The organism is Streptomyces sp. NPDC025784 (assembly GCF_055558435.1).
Map to the genome: position 1 here is coordinate 486,256 of NZ_JBVHMN010000002.1, position 12,507 is coordinate 498,762.

Here is a 12,507-nt window from a genome sequence, read left to right on the forward strand (position 1 = left end):
GAACCTGACTGGACGGGCACCCTTCATGCTTGAACATGCACGATCCGACGCTGTTTCAAACACCTGCGAACACAACGCCGTTGGTTTTGAGTGGAGATGCGTACTGTGCGAAGACTCCGACACCGTTTCTGGGCCATGGCGGGGCTCGCCACCGCCCTGACCGTCACCCTGCTGGGCGCCCCGTCGGCGCCCGCACTCGCGGCGACCCCTGCGAACGCCGTCCTCGACGACACCCACCAGAGCGTCGACTGGCAGAGCCCCGTCTACGCCAAGGGCACCTCGGGCGGCACCGACAGCTGTCCGTCCGCCGCCGACGACCCGGACGGCACGGTGTGCGACCGGTTCGACCTGAAGGTCTCGGTGCCCGACGGGTACTGGGCCGACAACCCCGAGGGCGGCGTACCGGTCTCGATCGAATGGCAGCATCCCACCGACGACTTCGACCTGTACATCTACGACGACGCGGGCAAGCAGGTCGCCGACAGTGCCGGCACCGCCGACCCCGAGTCCACCGTGATCCCGGACGCGTCGGGCACCTACCACGTGCTCGTCGTGCCGTACGACGTGCACGACAACGTGTACACGGGGAAGGCGTACCTGCCGAGGACGACGGACGCCGGCGACCTCACGTCCTTCAGCGGCGGCGACGGAAGCTACACGGTCGAAGCCGGACAGCTGAAGGCACGCGCCGACTTCCTGTCCGGGGGCCGGCTGCGCCTGCAGGCCGACCCGTCCGGCACCCTCACCGACCCGGTGGGCACCGCGATCGTCCGCACCCCGCCCGCCCGGCAGCGGCACACCACGTCGTTCGACGCGGGCCCGTACTACGGCATCCGCTCCCCCGACGCGGTGCTGCGCGTCTACAAGAAGCCCTTGCGCTTCGGCCTCTACAAGGCCGACAACCGCACCCCGCTGTGGCAGGAGGACCGGCCTCTGCGCTGGTCCACCTCGGGCATGCGGCAGAGTCTGACGCGCGGCGCCGACGAGCAGTTCTTCGGCGGCGGCGAGCAGAACGGCAGTTTCTCGCACCGCGACCGCACGATGCACGTGGCGAACAGCTTCGACTGGAACGAGGGCGGTCACAACAACTCCCAGCCCTTCTACCTCTCCAGCGCCGGCTACGGCGTCTTCCGCAACACCTTCGCCCCGGGCGTCTACGACTTCGGCTCACCGGTGCGGACCGGACAGCAGGAACGCCGCCTGGACGCCTACTACTTCATCGGCGACGCCAAGCAGGTGATCGGCAAGTACACGGCGCTGGTGGGCAAGCCGTTCATGCCGCCGGTGTACGGCCTGGAACCGGGCGACTCCGACTGCTACCTGCACAACGCCAACCGCGGCGAGCGCCACACCCTCGACGCCCTGAAGATCGCCGACGGCTACACCTCCCACGACATGCCGCTCGGCTGGATGCTCGTCAACGACGGCTACGGCTGCGGCTACGAGAACCTCCAGGAGACGGCCGAGGGCCTCCAGAACCACCACGCCCAGCTCGGGCTGTGGACCCAGGACGGCATCGACAAGCTCGCCGACCAGGTGAAGGCCGGCCAGCGTGTCGCCAAACTGGACGTCGCCTGGGTCGGCAACGGCTACGGCTTCGCGCTCGACGCCTGCGACCGGGCCAAGGCAGGGATCGAGGAGAACAGCGACGCACGCGGCTTCGTGTGGCTGCCGGTGTCCTGGGCGGGTGCCCAGCGCTGCGGCGTCCTGTGGAGCGGCGACCAGAAGCTGTCCTGGGACTACATCCGCTGGCAGATCCCGACGTACGCCGGGGCCACCATGTCGGGCATCGCGTACAACACCGGCGACGTGGGCTCCATCTACCGCCACGACGCCAAGATGTACACCCGCGACCTCCAGTGGAAGGCGTTCCTGCCGGCCGTCATGACGATGGACGGCTGGGCCTCCGACATCACCACCGGCAAGCCCGCCGACCAGCAGCCCTGGCTGGACGGCGAGCCGTACACCTCCATCAACCGCAAGTACCTCCAGCTGAAGGAGCGCCTGCTCCCCTACATGTACACGCTGTCCGCCGAGGCCACGAAGACGGGTGTCGGAGCGGTGCGCCCGCTGTGGCTGGAGTACCCGGACGACCCCGCGGCCCTGGGTCCCGACGCCAAGTACGAGTTCCTCGTCGGCCGCGACTTCCTGGTCGCACCTGTCTACGAGGACTCCGAGACCCGTGACGGCATCCATCTGCCCGAAGGCACCTGGACCGACTACTGGACCGGCCGCACCTATCAGGGGCCGACGACGATCGACGGCTACCACGCTCCGCTCGACACCCTCCCGCTCTTCGTGCGCGGCGGCGCCGTCGTCCCCATGTGGCCCAAGGGAACGACGAGTTGGCAGACCCGTGACCGGCACGAGCTGGACTGGGACCTCTACCCGAAGGGCGACAGCAGCTACACGCTGTACGAGGACGACGGGGTGACGCGGCGCTTCGCCGAGGGCGCTTCGGCGACCCAGCACGTCACGGTCCACGCCACCGCCCGCACCACGGAGGTCGGCGTCGGTGCGGGCAAGGGGAGTTACGAGGGCAAGCCGTCCGCGCGCGCGTACCGCTTCACCGTGCACGGCGAGTCGGCGCCGCGGCAGGTCCTCCTCGACGGACGGCCGCTCGCGCGTGACGCCTGGTCGTACGACTCGGGCTCCGGGGTGACGACGATCCTCACCCCGGACCGGCCGCTGGACCGCGCGTTCTCACTGCGGCTCGTGCGGTGACGTCCCGCGGGTCGCGCACGCCCGGTACGGCGCGTGCGCGACCCGCGGGCTCAGCGTCCCGGGCGCATCGCATGCTGCGCGGCGAGGCGTACCGGGGCGTTCTGCGCTCCGTATCCCCGGTATCCGCCGTCGCGCTGGACCAGTTCGAAGAAGACGCGGCCGACGGTCTCGGTGTAGCAGTGCCGGAACTCGCCCGCCTCGTCACGGTCGTACAGGATGCCGAGCTCACGGTAGGTGTCCAGCTCACCGTCGCGGAATTCGAAGCGTGCGGCCAGGTCGTCGTAGTAGTTCGCCGGCACTGGCAGCAGCCGGCCGCCGGCCGCCCGGAAGCGGCGGGCGGCGCCGACCACGTCGCCCGTGGCGAGGGCGATGTGCTGGGTGCGGGCCGCGTCGCCCGAGGGGGCCGGACCGACACCCAGCGCGATGCGGACGCTGCCGTCGCCGCTGGTGACGGCCCTGCTGCGGTGCAGGCCGTAGGGGTCGGCGACGTCGACGCTCTCCTGAGCGCTCAGCCCGAGCACGCTGCGGTGGAAGAGGGCGGCCTCGTCGAACTGGTGCCAGGGCTGGGTGAGGGCGAGATGGTCGATCCGGGTCACGCGGCCGTCGCCGGGCATGTCGCCGACGGGCTCGAAGTCGCTCGTCCAGCCGAGCGGTTCGGGAGCGTCTCCCTCCTCCAGAGGCGCCCGCGACCCGGACGTGCCGCAGAAGAAGAGTTCGGTGCCGTCCGGTGCGGCCACCGCGTCGAGCGGCGCGTCCTGGAGCGCGCGGCGCCGCGGCAGGACGGGGGCGAGCAGGGACTCGGCGCGGCGGGCCGCGCCCGCCGGATCCGGCGACTCCAGGCCGACGGCGGCGAGCACCGTGCCGTCGCGCCTGGCCGCGGGGCCCGTGTTGACGAGGACACGGGCCTCGCCCTGCTGCCAGAGGTCCACCGGCTTGCTGCGGTGACGGGCCGTGCGGGCGAAGCCGAGGGCGCCGAGGATCCCCGTGACCGGCGCGGCGTCGGGGGTGACCAGTTCGGCGAAGGCCACCCCCGTGGGCACCACGGGGGCGGGCGGCCTGGCGAGCCCGGTCGCCTCCTGGAGGACGAGCAGGGAACGCCGGGCGTCCACGGCGGTCTCCCCCGCCTCGGCCTGGCGGAACACGTCGTTGAAGACTTCGAGGGAGAGCGGCCCCCGGTACCCGGTGGCGATCACGTGCCGCAGGAGACCGGCGAGGTCGAACCCGCCCTGGCCGGGGAAGCACCGGTAGTGGCGGCTCCACTGGAGGACGTCCATGGCCATCAGCGGGGCGTCGGCCAGTTGCAGGAAGAAGATCTTCTCGCCGGGGATGTCGGCGATGCCCTTGGGGTCGCCGCCGCGGGCGAGGATGTGGAAGCTGTCCAGGCAGGTGCCGAGCGCGGGGTGGCCGGCCGCCCGCACGATGCTCCAGGCGTGGTCGTACGTGTTCACATGACGTCCCCAGGCCAGTGCCTCGTACGCGACGCGGATACCGAAGTCCTGTGCCAGACCGGCGAGTTCGCCGAGCTGCTCGGCGGCGAGGTCGTCGTCGTCCACGGCGAGCGGTGAGACGCTGGAGCACACCAGGACCGTGTCGGCGCCGAGGCGGCGCATGAGCTCGAACTTGTGCCGCGCCCGGCGCAGATTGCGGGCGAACTCCTCGGGGGGCACGGCCTCGATGTCGCGCATCGGCTGGTACAGGTCGACGGAGAGTCCGAGGTCGGCGGTACGGGCCCGGATCTCCTCGGGTGAGAGAGGGCTCGCGAGCAGGTCGTTCTCGAAGATCTCGACACCGTCGAAGCCGGCCCGGGCCGCGGCCGTGAGTTTCTCCGTCAGGGGTCCGCTGAGCGAGACGGTGGCGATGGACGTGCGCACGGGATGCTCCTTCGACGCTGCTTCGGGACGGTGGGCGGGCCGGGGGCCGCGGCGGTGTGCCGGCCTCGCGACCCCGCCGGGGTGGCCACCTCGGCCGGACGGGGCGGCCGGTGTCAGTGCCGGGCGGGCTCCGCGCCCGCGAGTTCGGCGATGTCCGCGAGCATCCGGGCGCTGTCGGGTTCCCGCCCGGTGAAGAGCCGGAACGCGTCGGCTGCCTGGAAGGCGGCCATGCCCCCGCCGTCGAGGGTCGCGCAGCCGAGCGCACGGGCGGTACGCAGCAGCTCGGTCTCCAGGGGCCGGTAGACGACTTCGGCGACCCAGAGCCGGGGGTGCAGCAGCGCGGCCGGGAGCGGGAGTCCGGGGTGGGCCGCCATTCCGGTGGGGGTGGCGTGCACGATGCCGTCGGCGTCGGGAAGGAGGCCCGCGAGCGCGTCCGGCGACGCGGCGGCGGCCCGGCCCGCACCGAAGTGGGATTCGAGGGCGGCGGCGAGGACGGCGGCACGGTCGGCCATCGCGTCGACGACGGTGACCTGCCCGGCTCCCAGCGTGAGCACCGCGTGCGCGACGGCCGCGCCGGCGCCGCCCGCGCCCAGTTGCACGACCCGCTCCAGGGAGACCTCGGGCAGACCTCGGGCGAAGGAGGCGGCGAAACCCGTGACGTCGGTGTTGTGTCCGATCGCGCGGCCGTCCTCGAAGACGACGGTGTTGACCGCGCCGAGCGCTCGCGCCTGCAGGTCGAGTTCGTCGAGGTGGTCGATGACCAGCTGCTTGCAGGGATGGGTGATGTTGAGGCCGTCGAAGCCGACGTCGCGCGCGGCGCGGACGAGCTCGCCCACCGCCTCGGGGCCGACGCCGAGCTCGTCGATGTCGATCAGCCGGTACAGACAGCGCAGTCCCTGCCGGTCGCCCTCGCGTTCGTGCAGTGCCGGGCTGAGCGAGGGGCCGATGCCGGCTCCGACGAGGCCGACGAGATACGAGGTCTGGGACACGGCGGAGCCTCCGGGGGCGAGGACGGCGACCGGTCGGTGGGCGGTGTCGGCGGACGACCGGCCGGGCGACGGCAGCACTGGCTAATGTACGAACTGGTTCGTTAGTCATATCAAGCCTCCCGCCCGATGGGAAGGGGCCCACCTCCCGCACCCGTGACCGGGACGGCGGGCCGGCGGTACCTGCTTCTACAATCGCGGGCACCTGCCTCTCGCCCGAAGGAACCCGATGACCAGCGTCGAAGAACCGGCACGACCCAACGGGCGGATCCGCGACGCCGCCCGCACCAAGGCCGAGATCCTCGACGTGGCGACCAAGGAGTTCGCGCGCGCCGGCTACACCGGCGCCCGGGTCGACGAGATCGCGGCCCGCACCCGCACCACGAAGCGGATGATCTACTACTACTTCGGTGGCAAGGAGCAGCTCTTCACCGCGGTCCTGGAACGCGCGTACTCGGTGATCCGGGAGGCCGAACAGGAGCTGGACGTCGAGCACCTGGACCCGGTCGCGGCCATCCGCCGGCTCGCCGAGCTGACCTTCGACCACCACGAGGCGCACCCCGACTTCATCCGCCTGGTGAGCATCGAGAACATCCACGAGGCGGAGCACATCACCGCCTCCGAGGAACTGGGCAGGATCGGTTCGCCCGCGCTCGACGTGATCGGCCGCATCCTGGAGACGGGCCGCAGGTCGGGCCTGTTCACGGCCGATGTCGACGCGGTCGACCTGCACGCGATGATCAGCTCGTTCTGCTTCTTCCGTGTCGCGAACCGGCACACCTTCGGGGCACTGTTCGGCCGCGACCTGGTCGCCCCGGACCAGCGCGAGCACTACCGCACCATGCTCGGCGACATGGTCATCGCCTATCTCACCGCCGACCGCGCGGCGGACTGACGCCCCGCGGAGGGCAGCCTTCGGGACCCCCGGACCGCGGACTCCTCGCGCACACCCTCTTGACACCCGGGAAGCACGGGCGCACCATCCCTAGCCATCCGCTACTAACTATCCAGTGGGTTAATTAGCCGGGGTGCGTCATCATCGGAGAGCACCCACTCGGCACAGCCGACCCGTACACCCCCAGGGCCCCGGCACCTCTCCCCCGCCCGCACTCCCGTCCCCGGAGTTCCCTCGAAGGAGCACGCCGTGTCCGACCCCGCCGCCCCGCTCGACGCGCCTCCCGGCCAGCCCCGGAAGGCGGCCATGGCCGCCTGGATCGGCAGCGCCCTGGAGTACTACGACTTCTTCATCTACGGCAGTGCCGCCGCCCTGATCTTCCCGAAGGTCTTCTTCGACGAGTCCGACCCGGCGACCGCGACCCTGCTCTCGCTGGCCACGTTCGGTGTCGCGTACGCCGCACGTCCCGTCGGCGCCCTGTTCCTCGGGCACTTCGGCGACCGGCTCGGCCGCAAGAAGATCATGGTCTTCACGCTGATCCTGATGGGACTGTCGACGTTCCTCATCGGCTGTCTGCCCACCCGCGCCCAGGTCGGAGGCCTGGCCCCGGTGCTGCTGGTGCTGTGCCGAGTCCTCCAGGGCATCTCGGCGGCCGGTGAGCAGGCGAGCGCCAACTCGATGACACTGGAGCACGCTCCGCCGGACCGGCGCGGCTTCTTCACCAGCTTCACCCTCAGCGGCACCCAGGGCGGCCAGCTCCTCGCGACGCTCGTCTTCCTCCCCGTCGCCGCGCTGCCCGAGGACCAGTTGCTCTCCTGGGGCTGGCGCCTCCCGTTCTGGCTGAGTGTCGCGGTCGCCGTCGTCGGCTACGTCATCCGGCGCACTCTCCAGGAGACCCCGGCCTTCACCCGTCAGGCCGCGACCGAGGGCGTGGTCAAGCTGCCCCTCGCCGTACTGTTCCGAGACCACTGGGCGGACGTCCTGCGGGTGGTGGCGGGCGCCCTGATCGCGTCGGTGAGCAAGATCTTCACGGTGTGGGCCCTGGCCTACGGCACCAGCGACGCGGTCGGCCTGTCCCGTACGCAGATGCTGTGGGTGGGCGCGCTCGCCAACATCGTCGCCCTGGGCGCCATCCCCGCCTGGGCCACGCTCTCCGACCGCATCGGCCGGCGCCCGGTCTATCTGATCGGCGCGGCGGGCAGCGCCGTCCTGATGTTCGCCTACCTGTGGGCCATCTCGACGGGCTCGTACCCCTTGGTCCTGCTCTTCGGTGTCCTCGCCTTCGGTGTCGTCTACAGCGCCGCGAACGGTGTCTGGCCGGCTTTCTACGGCGAGATGTTCTCCACCCGCGTGCGGCTGTCCGGTGTGGCGATCGGCACCCAGATCGGCTTCGCCGTCGCCGGGTTCGCCGTCACGTTCGCCGCGCAGATCGCCGGGCCGGACGGTTCGGACTGGTCGTCCGTGGCCCTGTTCACCGCGGCGCTGTGCGTCCCGCCGGTGCTCGCGGCGCTCTCCGCGCGTGAGACGCACCGTGTACCGACGGAGCGGCTGGGAGAGTACCCGGCCGGGGAAGCCGCGCGGCACGAGACCGTGACGGTCTGACCCGCGGCCCCGGCGCGGGCCTTTCCACGCCACCGCCATGGGTGATCCCGGGTACGCGCACGTCCCCGTCCGCGCACAGCGGTTCGGGGACTCGCGCGTGCCCGCCCCGACAGGGGCACTGTTGACAGGTGACGTCTTCGGCAAGAACATCGGCCGCAACGAGCACCAAGTGCCGGTACGGCCGCGTGGCACCGTCGCGCGGCGAAGGGGGCGGGCAGGCGACACGGGCACGCCCACGGCGTGCCCGCACACGAGGGAATCGCTCAGCACACCCCGGCCGGATTCAGGGGCGGCCGGTGTGCGCGGAGCGCCCGTCGCGTGACGCCGCCCGACCACCCGCCCCGGGGCCTGTCCGACAATTCCCGGCGTCGCCGGGCAGGCGGGAATCGTCGGACGGGCCCCAGGGGTTCAGCGTCCCCGGGGAATGCCGTACGCCCGCTCGACCCGCAGCCGCAGCACGAGCCGGCGGTCGCGGACCATCGCGGCCCGGTAGTCGTCCCAGTCGGGGTGCTCGCCGAGGACGTCCCGGTAGACGCGGACGAGTTCCTCGACGGTCTCGTCGTGCGGGTCCGCCGCGACGGGCGTCAGGTCCGCCGTGCCCTCGGCGACCGTGTAGGCCCACCGGTCGTCGCTGGTCACGTGGTACGAGGCACGCGGATCCCGGCGCAGGTTGCGGGTCTTGGCGCGGTCGTCGGTGAGGGAGACCCGGATGACCCCCTCCTCGGGGTAGTAGGCGTGGCTGACGTTCGACAGCTGGGGCCGCCCGTCCTTCTTGAGGGTCACGAGCACCCCGCCCTTGTACTCGGAGAGCAGCTTGAGCAGTGCGTCCTGTGTCGCGTCCTGAGGCGCTTCCTGAGTCATGCCCTGATCAACGCCCCGCCCGCGCCCGGCATTCCGGTCCGGTGCCGCCCGCGTCCGCCGTGAACCCGGGCGACGGTCACTCGGCGCGCCCAGGTGACCGGCACTCGCGCTCCTTGCGGCCCCACCCTTGCGTAGACAGTGTCTACGCAAGGGTGGTAGACACTGTCTATGAGCGAGCACGAGAGCACCGGGCTGCGCGAGCGGCTGATCGAGGCCGGCGTCGACCTCGTCGCCGAGGAGGGGGCGCAGGCACTGTCCCTGCGCGAGATCGCCCGGCGGGCGGGTGTCTCGCACGGCGCTCCCCGCCGCTACTTCCCGACCCATCTGGAACTGCTGTCCGCCATCGCCCGCCGGGGCTTCGCCGATCTGCAGGCCCGCGCGACGGCGGCCGTGGGCTCCCCGGAGGCGGCGGTCGGCGCCGGCGCACACCCCCGGGCCCTGCTGACCACGCTCGCCGGGGTCTACCTCGACTTCGCACTGACCCGGCGCGGGATGTACGAGCTGATGTTCCGTCACGACCTGCTGGAGAGCGATCGACTGGGGCTCAGGGAGACGAGCCTGCCGATGTTCGCCACGCTCGTGGACCTGGTCGCGCGGACCCGCCCGGCAGCCGACGCCCCGGTCGTCGCGGGCGCACTGTGGGCGAACCTGCACGGCATCGCCCAGCTGTGGGGCTGGGGCAGCCTCCAACTCACCACCGGAACGGACGACTTCGCGCCCCTGCTGCGGGCGGCACTGGACGCCCACCTGGGGCCGGAGGATCCGGACGCCCCCGTGAGCTCGGGCGTTCCGGGCAGCCACCGGTGCCCGCAGGGGCGGGACACCCGCCTCGGCCCGGAGGATCCGGGCGGCCGCTTCGGGGAGGAGGGCGCGTGAACCCGTCCGTGTCACCGGCCCGTCGACGGCTCACGCTCGCCGCCAGTGTCGTCGGCGCCGTGATCGTCGCGCTGGACGGCACCGTGCTGACCGTCGCGCAGCCCGCGCTCCAGCGCGACCTGCACGCCTCGTTCGCCGAGGCCCAGTGGACCAGTACCGGCTACCTCATCGCGGTGGCCAGCCTGCTCGTGTTCGCGGGACGCGTCGGGGACCGCTACGGCCACCAACGGGTCTTCGCCGTCGGCGTCCTGGGCTTCGGCGCCGCGTCGGCGGGCATCGGTGCCGCACCCGGCATCGGCTGGGTGATCGCACTGCGGGTCGTTCAGGGCGTGTTCGGGGCCCTGCTCCAGCCGGCCACGCTCGGGATGCTGCGGGCCGCGTATCCCCCGGACCGGCTGGGCATGCCCATCGCGCTGCGGACGAGCGCCATCGGTCTGTCGGCGGCCGCCGGTCCCCTGGTCGGCGGGGCACTGGTCACCCAGTTCGGGTGGCGGGCGGTCTTCTTCGTGAACGTGCTGCCCGCGCTCGCGACGGTCGTCGCCGCGCTCGCCGTCCGCGCCCCGGCCCGGCGTGACGGCACCACGCCGGCCGGCGGTCTGGACGTGCCCGGTGCCTGCCTGCTGGCGGTGGCCCTGGTGGCGCTGGTGCACACGCTGACCGGGCTTCCGGGGACGGCCCGGCCGGCCACGACCGCGGTCGGCACCGTCGTGTGCGTGGCGGCGACCGTCGTGTTCGTACGCCATGAACGCCGCGCCACGCACCCGTTGCTGCCGCCCGGCGTCCTCGGCCCGTCGGCCGTCGGCCCGGCGCTCGGCCTGCTGGTCGCCGCGTCGGCGGCCATGCTCGGCTCGCTCTTCGTCGGCAGCTACTTCCTTCAACGCACCCTGGGACTGGACCCGTTGGAGACGAGCCTGCGGGCGCTGCCGGGCGCCGCGGCGATGGTGGCCGGCGCCCCCGTCGCCGCGGTGCTCGCGCGCCGCCTCGGTCCGCGCCGGACGGCCGTCGCCGGGACGGGCGCGCTCACCCTCGGAGTCCTGCTGCTGTCCCGGCTCGACGAGAGGTCGACGGCCCTGACCATCGGCGTCGGCTTCCTGCTGCTGGGCGTCGGCTTCGCCACCGTGATGGTCACCGCCACGGAGGTCGTCGTGCGGCACGCCCCGGCCGACGCGGCGGGCGTGGCGGGCGGGCTCCAGCAGACGGCGATGAACATAGGTCCCACCTTCGGGGTCGCGACGGCGGCCACGCTGATGACGCTCGGCACCGAGGTCGGAACGGGCCCACCACTGACCGTGCTCGGCGCGGTGTCCGCCGTCGGCGTGCCGCTGGCCCTGCGGTTTCCGGGGCACAAGAGGGACACGAACGCCGATCAGGGGCGGCGCGGGCACCACGCTCCACCGGTGCGTACGAGATCATGAACGCCAACAGCCGTGGCGCGGAGGGGAACGATGGGACACCTGCGACAGGAGGTCGAGCCGGGCGAGGCCGGACTCGACGGCAAGGCGCTGGACCGCCTCGACGGGCACTTCGCCGGGCTGGTCGACGAGGGCCGGCTGCCCGGTTGTCTCGTGGCACTGTCCCGGCACGGCCGCGTCGCTCACCTCACCACGTACGGCCTGCGCGACCGTGAGGCGGGGCTTCCGGTGGAGGACGACACCCTGTGGCGGATCTACTCCATGACCAAGCCGGTCACGACGGTGGCCGCGCTGATGCTGCTGGACGAAGGGCGCCTCCGTCTCGACGACCCGGTGGCGGACTTCGTCCCGTCCTTCGCCGACCTGCGGGTGTACGTCGACGGGTCCGGCTCCGGCACCCGGACCCGCCCGGCGCGACAACCGGTGCTGCTGCGCCATCTGCTGACCCACACCGCCGGGCTGACCTTCGGCTTCTACCACGCCCACCCTGTCGACGCGCTCTACCGGGACGCCGGACTGACTCCGTCGGCGCCGCCCGGCGCGGACCTGGCCGAGACCGTCGAGGTGTACGCCGGGCTGCCGCTCCAGTTCGAGCCGGGCACCCGGTGGAACTACTCGGTCGCCACCAATGTCGTCGGCCACGTCCTCGAGGTGGTGTCGGGTGTCGGCCTCGACACCTTCCTCGCCGAACGGATCTTCCGCCCGCTCGGGATGACCGACACGGGCTTCCAGGTCACCGACGAGCAGTCCGGCCGGCTCGCCCAGCTCTACGGGGAGGACGGCGACGGAGGGATCACGCCGGTCCCCGGCCTCCCGCTGCACGGCCGTCCCCGCTTCCTGTCCGGCAGCGGCGGCCTGGTCTCCACGGCGCACGACTACCACCGCTTCATGGAGATGCTGCGCCGCCGCGGCGAACTCGACGGAGCACGGCTGCTCACCCCCGGGACCGTGGACCTGATGGTCTCCAACCACCTGCCCGGCAACGCCGACCGACGCGCCTTCGGCAGCCCCGTCCATCAGGAACCCGGCAACGCGGGCCTCGGGTTCGGGCTCGGTGTCTCGGTCGTGGTGGACCCCGGGATCACCCGGTCCCCGTCCTCCGAAGGCGCGTTCGGCTGGAGCGGGGTGGCCACCACGACATTCTGGGTGGACCCGCGCCGCGACCTGACCGTGCAGTTCCTGAGCCAGGTCCGCCCGGCGGGCTCGAACCCGGTGTTCCCCGAGCTGAAGCGGCTCGTGCACGAAGCGGTCCTGGACTGACACGTGTTCCGCACGACCTT

At 72.2% G+C, this 12,507-nt stretch carries 8 protein-coding genes and 1 pseudogene; 6 read left to right on the forward strand and 3 right to left on the reverse strand.

The genetic code is table 11. From position 1 onward, the window contains the following. Positions 1 to 105: 105 nt before the first annotated feature. Positions 106 to 2,724 carry a glycoside hydrolase family 31 protein gene (locus ACZ4IF_RS08190; RefSeq protein WP_467560676.1) on the forward strand — a complete coding sequence of 873 codons (2,619 nt, stop codon included), beginning with the start codon at positions 106 to 108 and terminating at the stop codon, positions 2,722 to 2,724. Between the two features lie 50 nt (positions 2,725 to 2,774). Here ACZ4IF_RS08190 and ACZ4IF_RS08195 read toward each other — a convergent pair whose 3' ends face one another. After that, a complete protein-coding gene (locus tag ACZ4IF_RS08195) occupies positions 2,775 to 4,595 on the reverse strand; it encodes a bifunctional sugar phosphate isomerase/epimerase/4-hydroxyphenylpyruvate dioxygenase family protein (protein ID WP_467560678.1) in 1,821 nt (606 codons plus the stop codon). A gap of 113 nt (positions 4,596 to 4,708) precedes the next feature. Next, a complete protein-coding gene (locus tag ACZ4IF_RS08200) occupies positions 4,709 to 5,584 on the reverse strand; it encodes a shikimate dehydrogenase (protein ID WP_467560680.1) in 876 nt (291 codons plus the stop codon). Between the two features lie 226 nt (positions 5,585 to 5,810). Here ACZ4IF_RS08200 and ACZ4IF_RS08205 point away from each other — a divergent pair, with 226 nt between their 5' ends. Together ACZ4IF_RS08205 and ACZ4IF_RS08210 are read left to right on the forward strand one after the other, a co-directional pair. Further along, a complete protein-coding gene (locus ACZ4IF_RS08205; RefSeq protein WP_095937744.1) occupies positions 5,811 to 6,476 on the forward strand; it encodes a TetR/AcrR family transcriptional regulator in 666 nt (221 codons plus the stop codon). A gap of 306 nt (positions 6,477 to 6,782) precedes the next feature. Continuing rightward, positions 6,783 to 8,078 (forward strand): MFS transporter, encoded by a 1,296-nt coding sequence (locus ACZ4IF_RS08210; protein WP_467561120.1) that lies wholly within the window; start codon positions 6,783 to 6,785, stop codon positions 8,076 to 8,078. Positions 8,079 to 8,486: 408 nt separating this feature from the next. On the opposite strand, the gene ACZ4IF_RS08215 is transcribed toward ACZ4IF_RS08210, so the two are convergent. Beyond that, positions 8,487 to 8,939 carry a PPOX class F420-dependent oxidoreductase gene (locus ACZ4IF_RS08215; protein WP_467560683.1) on the reverse strand — a complete coding sequence of 151 codons (453 nt, stop codon included), beginning with the start codon at positions 8,937 to 8,939 and terminating at the stop codon, positions 8,487 to 8,489. A 168-nt stretch (positions 8,940 to 9,107) separates the two neighbouring features. On the opposite strand from ACZ4IF_RS08215, the pseudogene ACZ4IF_RS08220 reads away from it, so the two are divergent. The 3 genes and pseudogenes from ACZ4IF_RS08220 to ACZ4IF_RS08230 all read left to right on the forward strand — a co-directional run. Further along, positions 9,108 to 9,698, forward strand: a pseudogene (locus ACZ4IF_RS08220) (TetR/AcrR family transcriptional regulator); the annotation flags it as partial. Positions 9,699 to 9,811: 113 nt separating this feature from the next. Continuing rightward, the gene (locus ACZ4IF_RS08225; RefSeq protein WP_467560685.1) at positions 9,812 to 11,230 is read left to right on the forward strand and encodes an MFS transporter; all 1,419 of its coding nucleotides are present in this window, start codon (positions 9,812 to 9,814) and stop codon (positions 11,228 to 11,230) included. Between the two features lie 30 nt (positions 11,231 to 11,260). Beyond that, on the forward strand, positions 11,261 to 12,487 hold the full coding sequence (locus tag ACZ4IF_RS08230; protein WP_467560687.1) for a serine hydrolase domain-containing protein: 1,227 nt from the start codon (positions 11,261 to 11,263) through the stop codon (positions 12,485 to 12,487). Positions 12,488 to 12,507 lie beyond the last annotated feature (20 nt).